We start from the raw sequence: 16355 nt of genomic DNA, 5'->3' as shown, positions 1-16355 counted from the left end.
ATTACCCTTCCTTCACAATTGTATCTAGGCATTCACGAAGTAACTGACCGTACTCGTACTTACCAGGACATACAAAGGTACACAGTGCTAAATCTTCTTCATCTAGCTCTAGCGCACCAAGTGCTTGTGCACTATCAACGTCGCCAGCACATAGATCGCGAAGCAGCAAAGTAGGCTCCATATCTAATGGCATTACTTTCTCGTAGTTACCAATTGGAACCATAGAGCGATCACTACCGTTTGTTGTCGTTGTCATGTTGAACAACTGACCTTTAAACACGTGACCAAGGAATGAACGAGTAACAGAGAACTTGTTCTTACCAGGCATAGCCCAGCCAAATAGCTCTTTATCACGACCTTCACGAAGAACCGAAACCTGTTGATGGTAACGGCCAAGGTAAGCATGTGGACCTGAAGCGTGAACACCAGATAATACTGAACCTGAGATCAGGCGAACTTCACCTGGCATCAACTCGCTGTCCGTCAACTCTTCAAGGCTAGCACCAATTTGAGTACGAACTAGGCGTGGGTTATTAACTACTGGACCAGCCAGAGAAACAACACGCTCAGAGTAAATCTCACCAGTAAGGAACAACTTACCGAATGCGATAACGTCTTGGTAGTTAATGCTCCACGCTACATTTTGTGCATTTACCGGGTATAGGTAATGCATATGCGTGCCTGCAAGACCTGCAGGGTGTGGGCCATCAAAAACATGTTCTTCAACGTTAGACTGAGCTGAACGAGGTAAGCTAGTACCTTTTTTACAAACGTACACTTTACCGTTAGTCAGAGTTGAAAGAAGATCTAAACCAGCAACGAAAGCATCAGACTGCTCGTTAATGATTAATTCTGGCTCAGCTGCTAGCGGATTAGTATCCATAGCAGTAACGAAAATAGCCTGAGTTTCAGAATCAACTGCTGGAACCTTGCTGAACGGACGAGTTCGCAAAGCGGTCCATGCGCCAGACTCAACTAACTGAGCTTTAACCGTTTCACGGTCAAGGCCTACTAGTTGGTTAGCTTCATAGCTATTGAACGTGATTTGCTCATTGCCTGCTACTTCAATCACTACTGATTGAAGAACACGCTTAGCACCACGGTTCACTTCAATAACTTTACCGCTTGCTGGAGAAGTAAATACAACACCTGGGTTCTTTTTATCTGCAAAAAGAACTTGGCCTTTCTTCACTTCATCACCAACGCGAGCATGCATCGTAGGACGCATACCAACGTACTCTTCGCCAAGCAAGGCGACTTTAGTGATGGACTTACCATCATTAATCACCTGGGATGGAGTTCCTGCGATAGGAAGATCCAAACCCTTCTTTATTGTAATCATACGCACTTGCACTACTTTATCGGGAAAAAGATTCTTTTAATTGCGTAAATTCAGGACGTTTTAAAATCGCCCTTAGACACGACATTACAGTGTCCGGTTTTGGTAAATTTGAGATACCAAAATCGCAACATTACATTAATAAATTCACCACAAAGATTATGTGAGATTTATCAGGTGCCGTATTCTAGCATTTTTTGACAACTTGATGCCATGACCAATAACTTGAATACGGCCTATATTTGGTGAGATTTGAAGCATATGGACTCTGAAATATGTATAAATTTGACGAGCCGCACAGATAAAATGGCTTTTGAATCGTGTTTTAAACAAGAGGTTAATACTCTGTCACAAACTCATATTTTTCGAGTTATGTTGAAACACTGTTAATAAAAACACTACTCGTTGTGGGTATTTTCAACCGCTCGATTTACCATCAGTTTGAGTGATATAACAACGAAAAACAGATGTATTTGGCAACAAAAAAGGTGGCATCGCCACCTCTTCTATATTCGATTACTCTACTATTTCCCACCGCCCATACACATTGGGCTATCTGGCACGTTATCTAGCTGCTTCAACCATTCATCTTTTGTATAAGTGTGAATGGACAGTGCGTGAATATTGTTCGCAAGCTCTTCTGAAAGAGCTTTATTTACCGCTCGATGACGAGCAATAAGGCGTAAACCTTCAAACGCATCGCTGACAACAATCACTTTAAAATGACTCTCAGAACCGGCCGGAACATTGTGCATATAGCTCTCATTGATCACGTTTAAATGACTTGGTGAAAACTCATTGTGCAATTTTGTTTCGATAACTTCTTGGATCATTGTGATTCCTTTATAACGTATTGGCATTATCCGTGGGGTGAGTATAAACCCTAATAGGTCGAGTGTCCGAGTATTTAATAGCGAATGGCATAGGTTTGGTTGAGTTTTATCTATCTTGTTCAGGCCGCATTTGAGACAATATCTTTGTTATTTCTTACATAAGTATCTCAAGCAATGAAAACCGAACTTACCCTTCACGATAGAACTTTAACCTTACATCGTTTCCCGAAACGTTCAAATGAAACCCTTCAAGCTTGGGATGCGGGCGACGAATACCTGATCAGTCATGTTGAAGAGATGAACCTCGAACCTGGCAAACACATCCTGATCATGAACGACAGCTTCGGTGCCCTATCCGCTTGGTTCTCGAAAGATCATGATGTCACTATGATGAGCGACTCATTTATCTCTCACCGTGGTGCCCTGAAAAACTTGCAGCGCAATCAAAGTAACCGAGTGAACTTCTTGAACACGATGGATGATATCCCACACGGTATCGATCTTGTGATCATGCAGCTGCCAAAAACAAATCGTCACCTAATCTGGCAATTGAGTCAGCTACGCCAAGCATTGCCTGAAGGCTGCCAAGTGATCGGCGTCAACAAGGTAAAAGAGATTCACACCTCTACGCTTAACCTGTTCGAAAAATACCTAGGCGAAACCAAAACATCACTAGCGAAGAAAAAACACCGCTTAGTCTTCTCATCTCCAAACTGCCAACCAATTCAAACGGTAGAGCCTTTTGTTGAATGGGATGTAGACGGTGAAGATATCCGCCTGAAAAATTTACCAAATGTTTACTCAGGGGAAGCACTCGATCAAGGCGCTCGCTATATGCTAGAGCACATCCCTCAAGATCCTGAGCTACGTCATATCATCGATCTTGGTTGTGGCAACGGTGTATTGAGTGTAAAAGCAGGGCAATTGAACCCACAAGCCCGTATCACCTGTGTGGATGAAAGCTTTATGGCGGTGGAATCGGCGCGCCAAAACGTCAAAGATAACCTTGGTGAAGAAGGCAACTTCCAGTTCATCGCCAACAACTGTTTAGATGGCTTCAAGAAAAACAGCACCTACTTAGTGATGTGTAATCCTCCATTCCATCAGCAACAAGCGATTACGGATCACATTGCGTGGCAAATGTTCTGTGATGCAAAGCATGTTCTAAGCAATGGAGGCAAATTAATTGTTATTGGCAACCGACACCTCGGATACGATGTCAAACTAGCAAGACTATTTGGTGAAGCTAACGTTGAAACGCTTGAACTAAACCAAAAATTTGAGATATTACAAGCAACAAGAGAACCTGCGAATTTTAATAAATAAGCAGAAACGGCTTCACAAGAATTTAAGATACCGAGCTTCTGGTGTGAATTTAGAAAGGATAAAGGAATGAAAAAACTGATTTTGGCTGCTTCTATTATGGCTTTGACAGCATGTTCAGCCCCTCAGCAAGAACAGATCAATGTAATGCCAGAAGCTTCACTAAGCTCAAGCAACCTTGTACAAGGCAAAACATACACACTAACCAGTAAAGATGTTCGTGCCGCTCAATATGTTGCATTGGTTGATAGTGGCCGTTCAAACATTCAGCCAATTCACGCTAAGCAAAACATGCGTATTTCTCTAGAAAATGCTGTTGCACAGCAGTTAGAGTCTCAAGGTTTTCGTGCGAGCGTAAACAGTGAAAACTCGATTGTTTTAGAGATTCAAGAAGCACTCGTTACCGTAGAGCACACCATTATGGAAAACAAAATGGACGGTAAAGTAACGCTTGAAGTTACCGCTGAAACGCCTGAAGGCAAACTAGTTAAAACATTCAACGGCACTGCAACACGCACTGGTGCATTGAGTGCATCTAACGACGACATCTCTATGGTTCTTAATGACGTGATCAACTTGGTTCTTACTGAGATCGCTAACGACCAAGAGCTACAAACTTACATGAAGGAACGTTTCTAATGGGTCGTATTTTATCTTCTATCGCATTAATGCTAGTGAGCGTGAGCGTTTGGGCTGGTCCTAAAGTAAACGTGGAAACAACATTAGGCGACTTCACTATTGAGCTTAACCAAGAACAAGCACCGGTTAGTGCGGAGAACTTCCTAAAATACGTTGCTGACGGCAGCTACGAAGGCACTATCTTCCACCGTGTTATTCCTGGCTTTATGGCTCAAGGTGGCGGCTTCGATCAAGAGATGAATCAACAAGCAACTTACGCTCCTATCAAGAATGAAGGCAGCAATGGCTTGAAGAACGATACAGCAACAATCGCGATGGCTCGTACTAATGCGCCAGATTCTGCAACTCGTCAGTTCTTCATTAACTTCTCTGATAATGACTTCTTGAACGCAAAAGGTAGCAACCCAGGCTACGCTGTATTCGGCAAAGTAACTGAAGGTTTTGATGTTGTTCAAAAGATGGCAACGATTCCAACCAAGCGAATGGGCCGCATGTCAGACATACCAGTTGACCCAATCGTCATCACTAAAGTGACCATTCTTAAGTAATCCAATCTAACGCCCTTATTTCTTAAGGGCGTTTTTCTACACAAGGACGCCCTATGTCATCAGGCACTCCCTCTCTTTCTTGGATGCAGACTTTCCGCAGCTACCTAGATAAACGCCTACTTTGGGTGTTTATGCTCGGCTGTTCGAGTGGCTTCCCATGGGTTCTTATTGGATCCAATATGTCTGGTTGGCTAAAAGATGCAGGTTTAACGCGTGCTGCCATCGGCTACTTTGGCAGTGTGTTTGCCGTGTATGCGATTAACTTTCTATGGGCACCATTGGTAGACCGAGTAAAACTGCCGGTGCTTCACGCAATACTCGGCCAGCGACGCAGTTGGATCTTTTTCTGCCAATCCATTGTTTTAATCGGTACCTTATTCATCGCAGGCGTCAATCCCGCAGAGAACTTGGCGTTTACTTCAATGTTGGCGCTCGCTATTGCCATTGCCTCAGCCACGCAAGACATCGCGATTGATGCATTTCGTATTGATACCTTCCCAAAATCCGAAGCATCAAAACTGCCGCAAGCTTCTGCAATGGCCGTAATTGGTTGGTGGACGGGGTATTCTCTACCAGGCTACCTTGCCTTTATTAACGCAGACTCAATCGGTTGGAATGGCGTGTATTACGGAATGGCAGGCGTCGTTATCGTACTAATGCTGTTTACTCTTTTTGTCGGAGAGCCAAATACACAACGCGAAGCCCTGCAAGAACAGGCTCAGCAACGCCACAATAAGGTTGTCGGTTCGAAAGTCGTGGCTTGGTTCAGTGTTACCGTGTTAGAACCGTTTTATGACTTCTTCAAACGAAACGGAGTTCAAGTTGCCATCACCCTACTGCTGTTCGTATTCCTGTTTAAGATAGGTGAGGCCTTCTTAGGCAGAATGTCGATTCCCTTCTATAAAGAGATCGGCTTTAGCAATGAACAAATCGGCCACTACTCCAAATTAATTGGTTGGGGTGCAACCATATTCTTCACCTTGCTTGGCAGTGTCTTCAATGTGAAATTTGGTATTGTACGTGGGCTAATGATTGGCGGCGTAGCCATGGCAGCCAGCAACCTAATGTTTGCATGGATTGCTCAAGTAGGACCCAATGAAAACTTATTCTTGGCAACGATTATTGTCGATAATTTCACGACTGCCTTTTCGACCGTCGCATTTGTCTCTTTCTTAACGCTATTAACTGGGCAAGCTTTCTCGGCAACGCAATACGCCTTGCTAGCATCATTGGGAAATTTCGGTCGTACAACTCTGGCTTCATTTAGCGGTGAGCTGGTCGACTTCCTCAATGATTGGTCAACCTTCTTTATACTAACGTCATTAATGGTGATTCCAAGTTTGATCATGCTCTACTCGTTACGCCACTTTTTCACTGATTTATTAGAAAAAGCCAAAAACAACCACGAATAAGAGTAAAAGAAAACAAAAGAGAAGAGGGTAGCCCAGTGCTACCCTCTTTTACTTTCTGCCAGCAGAGACTTAAACGCTAATCTGTTGTATCACTTACGATTAAGTTAAAGCCTGTTCCCATCGAATCATCAATCGCGACGACTTGATAAACAACACCGTCAGCCAAAGTTGCAGGCGCAGAGTCAATGGCAACAGTAGTTGGGTCTCCTGCGACAGTAATTGTCACGTAGTAAGATCCCGCTGCAACATAAATACCATTCGCGTAATCTTTGAACTTCACATCACTTAGTGCCGGAGTGCTACCAGAGATTCCCACGTTCTCAGTCAAGTAGATATCAACAGATGCTGCGACTGGGTTTGCCGCCGCATGAGTAATATTTAACACCGCACTGGTTGCAACTGGGCGTCGACTTTCAGGAACAACGAGTGCTTCCAAATTGAGTGGACTTACCGTACCCACGGCATAAATGCTGTAATCCATTCCGGCAAATACAGCCACCCCGTCAGCATCAATCAATGCATTGGTCGTTGTGCCATCGGCAAAGATGTCAATATCATAAGTCCCTGCTGCTAAATCTAAGAATCCACGGATCTCTTTAAACATTAAATCAGCAAGTGGAGCAAATGCAGAACCGTTGACAAATGGGTCGACATCCGGCGCACCATCAACCAAATGCCCCACTCTCACTTCTGCCTTTTCTGCCATATCGTAGATTAAAGATGAACCCTGACCATCCATCACCATCAACTTCACCGGAGATGCACTGTTTGAATCAGCTCTTGGCACCGCCGCAATCGTTAGCTCGCTACCGCCAGAAAGAGTGATTTCTCCAGAGTCAAAAGCAATAGCACTACCGCTCACGGTTTCTAATCTCACTCGGTATTGCCCTGCTGGAATATTGAGTACGTCAGTAAAGTCTTTATAACCGAGAGTGCCAAGCGGAGCGCCCAATGGATCATTCGGTGCCGTTACGTATAAGTTCACATCCCCAACCCCTGTTGCCGCGTGAACAACTTGCACATCTAAGCTTGAACTCGTTGCCGTTCCCTCAGCAGGCCTTGTAACAACTAAAGCCTCAACCGGGTTATTCGAACCATCAGCATCGCCGACCACCATTACGGTGTAATCTAGATCACCGCTCAAATCGAATTGGCTTGGCGGAATCACAGTCGCTACTGCGTCACCTGGGAGGCGGACATCGACTTGCAGGGTTGTCTGTCCTTGATCTACTGAGGCATATCCGGATGCTTGAGCATAATCGACACCGCTCCAACGAGCCTGACTATTGACTAACACATTAGCCAACGGAGCATCTGGCGATGCATGTACAGCTTGCAGTTGAGTTGTTGGTTCGTCGTCATCATCACACCCAACAATGAAAAGGGCTGATATCGCTACAGCGAGTATAGGTGAATATTTCATCGGTCTTCTCTCCAAAAAAGTTAGACCAGTTCGTCACACAAATGATTAGTCCAATAACTAATCTTTAAAAAGTATTTCAAAATCTAGTGCAGTGAACTGTCTTTAATTCTCCGTGATTCAAAAAGTAGCTAGGTTCAAATCCCTAGGCAGTCATCACATGAGTTGTCCATCAATTGATTCCAACTCCACTACGCTGTTGGTCAAAAATAGATCAAAGACGAGGTTAAGAGGTGGTTTGAATGAGTCATTTTTTAAGAGAAAACGCTTAGAAAAGAATACTGTTGATTTTGATATGCATATCACTCTAATTAGTAGAATCGTTTGCTTAGCGCAGTATTCCACCTATTTATCCACAAAATAATCGAATTTCACAAAATCAATAGAATTAGAGGTGCATCAGGATGCATTGCCACCGTAAAGTTCCATCATTTAGATCATTAGTGTGATCGATCTCACTTTAATAATTGCAATTTTCACTCTGTCTCACTTTTATTTGAGAACAAAATCGCTATGATGCTCGGCATTCGGACACACAAACACGCACGGATTAGCGGGTCACTTATTTTAAACATAGAGAGTTCCATTATGCGTAAATCACTTTTAACTCTTGGTCTACTTGCTGCAACTTCAGCTCCTGCAATCGCAGCTGATTATTCAGAGGGTGTTCGTAGTAACGACTATTCATGGATGCAGTTTAATATCATGCATGTGCTTGATGAAAAGCCAGGAGATATCGACCACACTTACCTAGAAATGGAATTTGGCGGTCGTTCTGGAATTTTCGATCTTTATGGCTACGTTGATCTATTTAACCCAACAAATAACTCAACGAGCGCTAAAGATGGTGCTGACCGTCTGTTTATGAAGTTTAACCCACGTATGTCACTGGATGCAGCGACAGGTGTTGATTTATCTTTTGGTCCGCTACAAGAGCTCTACATTGCCAGCGAAAACATCATTGATGGTGGTGATAATGGCTATACAACTAAATGGGGTATCGGTTCTGACATCATGGTGCCTTGGTTTGGCAAAATGCAATTCAACCTATATGCACGCCACGAACTAACATCGCATGAGTGGAATGGTTACCAGATCTCGACTAACTGGTTTAAACCATTTATTAACTTTGAAAACGGTTCTTTCATCTCATACCAAGGCTACCTAGATTACGAATTCGGTATGGACGATACTGCTGATAACCTATCAGGTCACGGCGGTGCAATGTACAATGGTATTTACTGGCACTACAAGAACTACGCAGTAGGTTATGGTCTAAAACTTTACAGCAATGTTTATGGCCTACAAGACGGAGCTTATTTCGATAATGCAGCTCCTGAAAATGGTCGCTTCTCTACGTCTGGCGCAGCTCACTACTTTGCAGCGACGTACAAGTTCTAATCGAACCTCTGACAAAATTTCCTAAATGGCACCCTCGGTGCCATTTTTTATTGCTTTCATTTATGGCCTCGTTATCCTTGCAGCATCATTTTCTTATCTCGGTATTGCTGTGAATATCACGATTGTAGGGCCTGGTGCTATCGGCTCTTTATGGGCAATAAAACTGCTTCAAGCTGGTCATAATGTCTCTTTGTGGAGCCGTTCTTCCGACCACTCCATTGAGCTATCACTTGATGGACAACCCTCTCTCCCTATCAGTAACAACAATATCGAACGATTAGCCGCGAGTGATCTGGTTATCTTCACCGTCAAGGCTTGGCAAGTCGAAACCGCAACCACTCCGCTCCTCCAACATCTCGACCCAGACACCATTCTAATGTTCATGCACAATGGAATGGGCGCGGTCGATAATATTGCTACTCAAGTCGATGGTTACCCCGTTGTATTGGCGACCACGACTCAAGCCGCATTCAAACCCAGCCGTAATCATGTATCTCATACAGGGTTAGGCCACACCCAATTGGGTGCTTTTAACCAAGTCGGTCAGCAATGCACGTTTTTAGTTGATGTCCTCAACCATGCCCTGCCAGAGGTAAGCTGGAACCCTGAAATAAAAACTGCGCTTTGGACTAAGCTCGCGATTAACTGTGCCATAAATCCACTCACTGGGCTCAAGCAGATTAAGAATGGCGAACTTGCTGATCACCAATTTGAGGGGGTGTTGCGTTCGATAGTTCAAGAACTGACAGAAGTGATGCAAGCAGAAGGGATCGCCTGTTCATTCGATGAATTAGCAGCAAGCGTCAAACGCGTCATCCTAGCGACGGCAGAGAACTACTCTTCAATGCAGCAAGATATGTTTTATCAGCGTAAGACAGAGGTCGACTTCATTAGCGGCCATCTAATCAAGACAGCACTTAAGCACGGCATAAAGGTTCCTGTTAACCAAAAGCTGTTTGCTCAAGTCAAAGAGCAAGAAAAGCGCTGGGATCATGAATATTCGTCAGCAACGCTTAACAAGTCGCGATAAAATAACAAGACCGCTCAGCATAATGCTAGCACCCACTTTCAAGATTTAGGTAAGAACAGATGTTTGATATCAATCACATCCGAGAGCAGTTTCCTGCGCTATCCCAAACCATCAATCAACAACCGTTGATTTACTTAGACAGCGCGGCGACGACACAGAAGCCTCAGGTGGTTATTGATGCCATTAGCCAATATTACTCGAAGCAGAATGCCAATGTGCACCGTGGTAGCCATAGCTTAACTGCCCATGCTACCAGTCAATTTGAAGCCGCTAGAGACAAGGTCGCCCAGTTTATTGGTGCTTCGTCTTCAAAAGAGATCATCTGGACTCGCGGTGCTACCGAAGCGCTTAATCTTATCGCTCAAACCTACGCCAGAAGCACCCTTAAGCCCGGCGATGAGATCTTAGTCAGCGAAATGGAGCATCACGCCAACATCGTGCCTTGGCAAATTGTGGCAGAACAAACCGGGGCTAAAGTCGTTAAAGTACCGATGACATCGGATTGTGAATTTGACCTAGTCGCGTTTGATACGCTTTTAAATGAACGAACCAAGATTGTTGCATTAGCTCAGATAACCAACGTGACGGGTTCTCGTCAGCCGATTGAAGCCGTCATAGAAAAAGCACACAAGATGAATGCGATTGTTGTGGTCGATGGTGCGCAAGGCATCGTTCATGAGTCAGTTGATGTTGCTGCTTTAGGTGCAGATTTCTACGTTTTCTCAGGTCACAAGCTCTATGCCCCTGCGGGTATCGGTGTGCTTTACGGCAAGCTTGAATTGCTCAAAGCGATGCCACCTTGGCATGGCGGTGGCAAAATGGTCGAGCGCGTCTCTTTCTCTGGCACTACTTTTTCAGAACTGCCTGGCAAATTCGAAGCGGGCACGCCAAATGTGGCAGGGGCCATAGCATTAAGCACCGCAATAGAATGGTTAAGTGGTTTTGTACAACAAGATGTCGAAAATCATATCCACCAACTACAACACGAGACTTATCTTGCGCTCAGTAAACTGGATGACATTCAGATTTTAGGGTATCAACCTAACGCAAGTGTGATTACTTTTGTGATGGATGGTGTTCACCATCAAGATATAGCGACTCTACTGGATCAGCAAGGTATCGCAGTACGTGCAGGACATCATTGTGCTCACCCATTAATGGATGCACTTAATGTGAAAGGAACGGTTCGAATTTCATTTGGTATTTACAACACCATGGAGGATGTTGAAAAACTCATCGCGGCAATAGAAAAAGCCGTTGATATGCTTTAGGGAGTAGCGAAATTACTTAGGGTTGGCGTTTAACGTCAACCCTTTTTGCTTCTGTGTATCAAGGAGATATTAAGCACTTAGCTCTTGGATTTGAGCAACAATCGCTTTTAATCCATTACCGCGAGATGGGCTAAGGTGGGTAATTAGACCGATTTGTTCAAAGTAACCATCAATATCGAACGCTTGAACCTGCTCTGATGTTTTTCCATCATACGCAGCCATCACTAATGCAATCAGACCGCGCACAATACGAGCATCAGAATCAGCATAAAAGTGCCAAACACCGTCGATATTTTGAGAAACCAACCACACTTGGCTTTCACAGCCAGAGACAATCACCTGCTCACTTTTCAGTTCATCAGGCATCGTTGGCAGTTTCTTACCCCATTGAATCACTTGGCGATAACGGTCTTCCCAGCCGCTGAATGTCTGCATCTTCGCGACGATATCATCACTGGTAATTTCAGTGCCGAATGGAGAGCTTGGGAATGTGGTCATTTTAATATCCAGTCGATTGTTAATTGAGTAAAAGACGTTACTTAGCGTGCTTTTGAATCAGCTTTTCAACGATACGCGAAACAGCTACAAAACCAAACGTCGCCGTTACAACTGTTGCCGCACCAAAACCCGTCGCACAATCCATACGTTTTGGACCTTCTGCTGTCGCTTTCGCAGCACAGACACTGCCGTCAGCTTGAGGGTATTTCAGCTGTTCAGTTGAGAACACACAATCGATACCAAACTTACGTGCTGGATTCTTAGGGAAATTATGATGACGACGAAGGGTATCTTTTAGCTTCTTCGCGAGCGGATCTTGAATCGTCTTCGTCAGATCAGCCACTTTGATTTGAGTCGGATCGATTTGACCACCCGCACCACCAGTGGTGATCACCTTAATTTTGTTGCTACGACAATATGCCAACAGTGAAGCCTTAGCTTTCATGCTATCAATCGCATCTAACACAAAGTCGAACTCTTTCGATAGGTATTCAGCCTGATTGTCTGGGCCGATGAAGTCGTCAACCAAGTTAACTTTACACTCAGGGTTAATCAGCTTAACGCGCTCTGCCATCACTTCAATTTTGCTTTTACCAACGTTACCCGACATTGCGTGGATCTGACGGTTGATGTTGGTCACACACACATCATCCATATCGATCAAAGTCAGCTCACCTAAACCAGTACGAGCAAGCGCTTCAACCGCCCATGAACCTACACCGCCAATACCGATCACACACACGTGTGCTGCTCTAAGTATGTCGACTTCACTATTGCCATATAGGCGACGGGTGCCACCAAATCGTTGGTCATAGTTTTCTGAAGCTGGAGTGGTCAATTCACGCATTGTTGCCGCCAATTTATTTCTGAGAAAAAGAAAAGAGTGCGTTTTATACGCACTCTTGAATAAAAAGTCTAGGGGATTAGCGATTCGCTTTCAATGCCCTATTTTATTGTAGCTTACTCAACCTTTTCAGGAGGCAAAGCCCAAGGCGCTTCAGTTGCGCTGCCATCTAAACCGAGCTTCCACACACGACCAAAATGCTTGTAATGGCCCGCTTCTGTACCCGCTCGAGGGCCCATGCCGTGGTAAAGGTCCAAATGGTTTTGCTTAACCGCGCCGCCCGTATCCAAAACCAATAGCAGTCTTAGTTGATGAGCGCCGCTCCAAGTACCATCAGCATTCAGTAGTGGAACCTCAGCAAGAATCGGCGTCCCCATAGGCAAGATAGAGCGATCGCCCGCAACCGCCGCCATAGGTAATAGAGGAATGCCCGCGCTACCCATCACAGATAGGTCGTCTCTCGCTTCAAAAAACACGAAAGATGGGTTTTGCTCAAGCAGCTCTTTGACCACTTCAGGATCGTTTGCCAATACCCACTCTTTGATTGCTTTTAGCGACATTTTTTCGCGTGGAACTAAGCCTCGTTCAATCAGAACACGGCCAATGCTCACATAAGCTTTATTGTTCTTACCCGCGTAGGCGAAATACTGCAGCGTGTCATCATCACCGAAGTGTACAAATCCACTGCCCTGTACTTCCATCATAAATGGGTCGATACGGTTTGCTGAGTAACCTAACTCAAGGCCCTGACCTTCTAGTGCGCCGTTGTAAATCTCTTGGCGTGTTGGACACTCTTTACCACACTCAGGAAGCCCGTAAACAGGGTAACGATATTCTTCATTCGCTTCGTGGCGCAGCTCCATCACAGGAGAAAAGTAGCCCGTGAACAAAACATTGCCTTGTTTATCACCACCACCTAGTTGAGCGGTTTGAACGCCAAAATTCGCTAGCTCGCTTGGATCTCCACTCAGCATCGCCCACTCATTGAGTTGTTGATAAAGCGGCTCATAGATTTTAGCCATCGAAGGGGATTTAGAAACCACCATCTCAGCTTGTTCTGCAAATGCGGTGTAGTCTCTTGGTTTATTGGATTCAACCTGATCGACCTTATTCAAGGTGCGAGGAAATTCGTCATCAAGGTGTTGCTGAGCAAGATCAGTGGGTTGAGCACAGCCAAATAACAAAGAGGCAGCGACAAGGGGAAGCCATTTTTTAATCACAAGAGTCATCCTAAAAATTCTATGCATCGAGGATGACAAAAACAGTCAGATAACACAATCTTAGATTGTAAGAGTTTACAAGAAGATAACCTATCGGACGGAGTTATCGATATGGCCCTTAAGGCGGAAGATGGGATTGTAGTGACTGTCAGAATCGAGCACCATTTCTGTATTGTCAGAATTGGTCATGCGGAAGCGATAGGTTTTATCACCCGCCTTGTATTCAAAGTAGTTTCCATCAAAGTCAAAGCTCGTCGAAACAACAGACCCACGAACTGACACACCATTAGCATTCAGAACAAACTCATCGGTCGCATAATGTGCAACATCTTGCTCTATCCAAGTGCCGTATATCAGATTGTCGGGCGTCGCCGCATTTTGCACTCGGGAAAGCACATCGCCGAACAAAGAAACCACCGCAAACGAACCCACTAAGGCTAGAACCATTAAACAACGTTCAATGATCTTACGCTTCAACTTAGATTGATTGCGCTGATCAGCTTCGCTGTAGAGACCTTTGGTTATCTCATCGATTTTGTTCTTTGTTGCTGGAGCTTGTTGCATTCGGTGACTACTCATAAGGATGCTATGCGCATTCTACACTGAGACAGTTTATATATTGAAGCCTAGATAAGAATAGTTTGCGCTTTATTCCAAAAAGGTGTTGTTTACATTTGAATTTAAATGCTAAATTATCGAATAAATAAACAAAATGGACTTGTTCTGTGAAATTAAGAAGTACAGCGCTAGTAAAAGGTTTCAGACAATCAACCCCTTACGTAAATGCTCACCGTGGCAAAACCATGGTCATTATGCTGGGAGGCGAAGCCGTTGCCGACAGGAACTTTGGTAACATTATTAGTGATATAGCCTTGCTCCACAGCCTTGGAGTAAAGATTGTTCTCGTTCACGGGGCAAGACCGCAGATCAACCAATTGCTTGCCAAGCAAGATTGCCATACGCCTTATCACAAGAATATTAGGGTCACTGATGAATATTCTTTGGGCGTCGCTATGCAGGCTGCTGGACAGCTTCAACTTGCCATCACCGCACGCCTCTCAATGAGCTTAAACAACACGCCGATGGCAGGCACTCAACTCAATGTTATGAGTGGCAACTTCATTACGGCTCAACCGCTTGGCGTGGATGACGGTACGGATTATTGCCACAGCGGGCGTATTCGTCGAATCGATATCGAAGGGATCAATCGCACGCTTGACCAAGGTTCAATTGTACTGCTTGGCCCTATTGCCAGCTCCGTGACAGGCGAAAGCTTTAACCTACTTTCTGAAGAGGTCGCTACCCAAGTTGCTATTCGTCTAAAGGCCGACAAGCTGATTGGCTTCTGCTCCGAACAAGGGGTAACAGATGAACGCGGTAACGTGCTCGCCGAACTCTTCCCTAAAGATGCCAAGCAAATTCTGGAACGATTAACGGAATCTCAAAATCCTGCCGAAGACATGAGCACAGGAACACTGCGCTTCTTGAAAGGAGCGATCTCCGCTTGTCGAGCTGGTGTGCCTCGTTGTCATCTAATCAGCTACAAGGTAGATGGCGCATTAATCCAAGAGTTGTTCTCTTTTGACGGTATTGGAACCCAAGTGGTCATGGCTAGTGCCGAGCAAGTAAGACAAGCTCAGATTGACGATATTGGTGGCATATTTGACCTTATTCGTCCTTTGGAAGAACAAGGCATTCTCGTTCGTCGCTCAAGAGAACAATTGGAACAAGAGATTCACCGCTTTACGATTATCGAAAAAGACGGACTGATTATTGGTTGCGCTGCACTATATGCGTATCCGGAAGATCACATGGCAGAGATGGCGTGTGTGGCGATTCATCCTGATTATCGTGATGGCAACCGCGGGCAAATATTACTGGACTACATGCGTCATCAATCGAAGTCTCGTGATATCGACCAAATTTTCGTTTTAACCACACATAGCCTGCATTGGTTCCGTGAACAAGGGTTTTACGAGATCGGAGTTGATGAGCTACCGATGGAAAAACAGGGGCTGTACAACTATCAACGTAACTCAAAAATCTTAGCGTTAAATGTGTAAATAAAGTTTTGGACTAAAATCTCACTTCAAAGGAAAAACAATTGCAAATGTAATCGTTTTCTATATGAGATTTATTAACTATGCACTTTCACTCACACGTATAATTGTATAGAATTTAGACGCTTTAATAATCTTAACAAATGTTTTTATTGGAATTGCCATCTCGATAGTCATGTCGAACTCATTGAGGTGGTCACTGCACGGATTGCTATACCCGTTGACGGCCAGCACGCTAACATTAGCTCTGCTCGTTAATATAAACAGCAAAAAGAGCAATATTGATATGAGAACCATTGTTTGTAACTCGCTGCAAAGTTTTTGGGATATGGCTGATAACCAATTCTTAGAAGGGCTAGACGTACACTGCGTGTTCCCTGTTAGCGAGAATCTAAAAGAGTTTATTTTGAATTGCCAAGCAAAGTACAAGATAAACCACATATCGTTTACTCGAGCGTTTTTAGGCTCTGATTCCTAATAACGCACAAAGCAACCAAGGATGGTTGCTTTGTGTTTA

Annotated in this window: 16 protein-coding genes; 9 read left to right on the top strand and 7 right to left on the bottom strand. The window is 44.4% G+C overall.

Translation table 11 applies throughout. The features are described from left to right. Position 1: 1 nt before the first annotated feature. Positions 2 to 1342 (bottom strand): Na(+)-translocating NADH-quinone reductase subunit A, encoded by a 1341-nt coding sequence (locus AB4351_RS17980; protein WP_017080319.1) that lies wholly within the window; start codon positions 1340 to 1342, stop codon positions 2 to 4. 521 nt (positions 1343 to 1863) lie between these two features. Continuing rightward, complete coding sequence (gene bolA, locus AB4351_RS17975; RefSeq protein WP_004737616.1) at positions 1864 to 2172, bottom strand: transcriptional regulator BolA; 309 nt, start codon at positions 2170 to 2172, stop codon at positions 1864 to 1866. A 174-nt stretch (positions 2173 to 2346) separates the two neighbouring features. On the opposite strand from bolA, the gene AB4351_RS17970 reads away from it, so the two are divergent. From AB4351_RS17970 to AB4351_RS17955, 4 genes are all read left to right on the top strand, one after another. Continuing rightward, positions 2347 to 3498 carry a methyltransferase gene (locus AB4351_RS17970; RefSeq protein WP_017068516.1) on the top strand — a complete coding sequence of 384 codons (1152 nt, stop codon included), beginning with the start codon at positions 2347 to 2349 and terminating at the stop codon, positions 3496 to 3498. Positions 3499 to 3564: 66 nt separating this feature from the next. Further along, positions 3565 to 4134: a YajG family lipoprotein gene (locus AB4351_RS17965; protein ID WP_017059907.1), complete on the top strand. Its 570-nt coding sequence runs from the start codon at positions 3565 to 3567 to the stop codon at positions 4132 to 4134. Then, positions 4134 to 4682: a peptidylprolyl isomerase gene (locus AB4351_RS17960; protein ID WP_372084249.1), complete on the top strand. Its 549-nt coding sequence runs from the start codon at positions 4134 to 4136 to the stop codon at positions 4680 to 4682. The genes AB4351_RS17965 and AB4351_RS17960 overlap by 1 nt, the downstream gene beginning before the upstream one ends. A gap of 53 nt (positions 4683 to 4735) precedes the next feature. Then, on the top strand, positions 4736 to 6094 hold the full coding sequence (locus tag AB4351_RS17955) for an AmpG family muropeptide MFS transporter (protein WP_372084247.1): 1359 nt from the start codon (positions 4736 to 4738) through the stop codon (positions 6092 to 6094). Positions 6095 to 6170: 76 nt separating this feature from the next. On the opposite strand, the gene AB4351_RS17950 is transcribed toward AB4351_RS17955, so the two are convergent. Further along, positions 6171 to 7517, bottom strand: a complete 1347-nt coding sequence (locus tag AB4351_RS17950; RefSeq protein ID WP_372082520.1) for a DUF4397 domain-containing protein — start codon at positions 7515 to 7517, stop codon at positions 6171 to 6173. A 513-nt stretch (positions 7518 to 8030) separates the two neighbouring features. Between AB4351_RS17950 and AB4351_RS17945 the strand changes: the two genes are divergently transcribed. From AB4351_RS17945 to csdA, 3 genes are all read left to right on the top strand, one after another. Then, positions 8031 to 8915, top strand: a complete 885-nt coding sequence (locus AB4351_RS17945; protein WP_372082524.1) for an outer membrane protein OmpK — start codon at positions 8031 to 8033, stop codon at positions 8913 to 8915. A 109-nt stretch (positions 8916 to 9024) separates the two neighbouring features. Then, a complete protein-coding gene (gene panE / locus AB4351_RS17940) occupies positions 9025 to 9945 on the top strand; it encodes a 2-dehydropantoate 2-reductase (RefSeq protein WP_372082522.1) in 921 nt (306 codons plus the stop codon). A gap of 59 nt (positions 9946 to 10004) precedes the next feature. Further along, a complete protein-coding gene (gene csdA / locus AB4351_RS17935) occupies positions 10005 to 11216 on the top strand; it encodes a cysteine desulfurase CsdA (protein WP_372126774.1) in 1212 nt (403 codons plus the stop codon). Positions 11217 to 11285: 69 nt separating this feature from the next. Here csdA and csdE read toward each other — a convergent pair whose 3' ends face one another. The 4 genes from csdE to AB4351_RS17915 form a co-directional block, all read right to left on the bottom strand. Next, on the bottom strand, positions 11286 to 11714 hold the full coding sequence (gene csdE / locus AB4351_RS17930) for a cysteine desulfurase sulfur acceptor subunit CsdE (RefSeq protein WP_372126772.1): 429 nt from the start codon (positions 11712 to 11714) through the stop codon (positions 11286 to 11288). A gap of 37 nt (positions 11715 to 11751) precedes the next feature. Continuing rightward, positions 11752 to 12561, bottom strand: coding sequence for a tRNA cyclic N6-threonylcarbamoyladenosine(37) synthase TcdA (gene tcdA, locus AB4351_RS17925; RefSeq protein WP_017065783.1), 810 nt, complete (start codon positions 12559 to 12561; stop codon positions 11752 to 11754). A 113-nt stretch (positions 12562 to 12674) separates the two neighbouring features. Further along, a complete protein-coding gene (gene mltA, locus AB4351_RS17920) occupies positions 12675 to 13787 on the bottom strand; it encodes a murein transglycosylase A (protein ID WP_017064192.1) in 1113 nt (370 codons plus the stop codon). Between the two features lie 81 nt (positions 13788 to 13868). Further along, entirely contained in the window at positions 13869 to 14342 is a 474-nt protein-coding gene (locus AB4351_RS17915; RefSeq protein ID WP_017064193.1) for a DUF2850 domain-containing protein, read from the bottom strand. Between the two features lie 161 nt (positions 14343 to 14503). Here AB4351_RS17915 and argA point away from each other — a divergent pair, with 161 nt between their 5' ends. Together argA and AB4351_RS17905 are read left to right on the top strand one after the other, a co-directional pair. Next, a complete protein-coding gene (argA, locus tag AB4351_RS17910; RefSeq protein ID WP_017064194.1) occupies positions 14504 to 15841 on the top strand; it encodes an amino-acid N-acetyltransferase in 1338 nt (445 codons plus the stop codon). A gap of 283 nt (positions 15842 to 16124) precedes the next feature. Beyond that, positions 16125 to 16316, top strand: a complete 192-nt coding sequence (locus tag AB4351_RS17905) for a hypothetical protein (RefSeq protein ID WP_046224581.1) — start codon at positions 16125 to 16127, stop codon at positions 16314 to 16316. Positions 16317 to 16355 lie beyond the last annotated feature (39 nt).

The sequence above is a fragment of the Vibrio sp. 10N.261.51.F11 genome (assembly GCF_041471665.1).
Lineage (GTDB): Bacteria > Pseudomonadota > Gammaproteobacteria > Enterobacterales > Vibrionaceae > Vibrio > Vibrio crassostreae_C.
Note: the sequence above shows the minus strand (reverse complement) of the source record. Positions and strands in the feature narration are given on the sequence as shown.

Bases quoted from the DNA above. Each gene is read 5' to 3' on its own strand.
- mltA (WP_017064192.1), bottom strand. From the start codon at position 13,787: ATGACTCTTGTGATTAAAAAATGGCTTCCCCTTGTCGCTGCCTCTTTG.
- AB4351_RS17970 (WP_017068516.1), top strand. From the start codon at position 2,347: ATGAAAACCGAACTTACCCTTCACGATAGAACTTTAACCTTACATCGT.
- csdE (WP_372126772.1), bottom strand. From the start codon at position 11,714: ATGACCACATTCCCAAGCTCTCCATTCGGCACTGAAATTACCAGTGAT.
- AB4351_RS17980 (WP_017080319.1), bottom strand. From the start codon at position 1,342: ATGATTACAATAAAGAAGGGTTTGGATCTTCCTATCGCAGGAACTCCA.
- bolA (WP_004737616.1), bottom strand. From the start codon at position 2,172: ATGATCCAAGAAGTTATCGAAACAAAATTGCACAATGAGTTTTCACCA.
- tcdA (WP_017065783.1), bottom strand. From the start codon at position 12,561: ATGCGTGAATTGACCACTCCAGCTTCAGAAAACTATGACCAACGATTT.
- AB4351_RS17950 (WP_372082520.1), bottom strand. From the start codon at position 7,517: ATGAAATATTCACCTATACTCGCTGTAGCGATATCAGCCCTTTTCATT.
- AB4351_RS17960 (WP_372084249.1), top strand. From the start codon at position 4,134: ATGGGTCGTATTTTATCTTCTATCGCATTAATGCTAGTGAGCGTGAGC.
- AB4351_RS17945 (WP_372082524.1), top strand. From the start codon at position 8,031: ATGCTCGGCATTCGGACACACAAACACGCACGGATTAGCGGGTCACTT.
- csdA (WP_372126774.1), top strand. From the start codon at position 10,005: ATGTTTGATATCAATCACATCCGAGAGCAGTTTCCTGCGCTATCCCAA.
- AB4351_RS17955 (WP_372084247.1), top strand. From the start codon at position 4,736: ATGTCATCAGGCACTCCCTCTCTTTCTTGGATGCAGACTTTCCGCAGC.
- AB4351_RS17915 (WP_017064193.1), bottom strand. From the start codon at position 14,342: ATGCAACAAGCTCCAGCAACAAAGAACAAAATCGATGAGATAACCAAA.
- AB4351_RS17965 (WP_017059907.1), top strand. From the start codon at position 3,565: ATGAAAAAACTGATTTTGGCTGCTTCTATTATGGCTTTGACAGCATGT.
- AB4351_RS17905 (WP_046224581.1), top strand. From the start codon at position 16,125: ATGAGAACCATTGTTTGTAACTCGCTGCAAAGTTTTTGGGATATGGCT.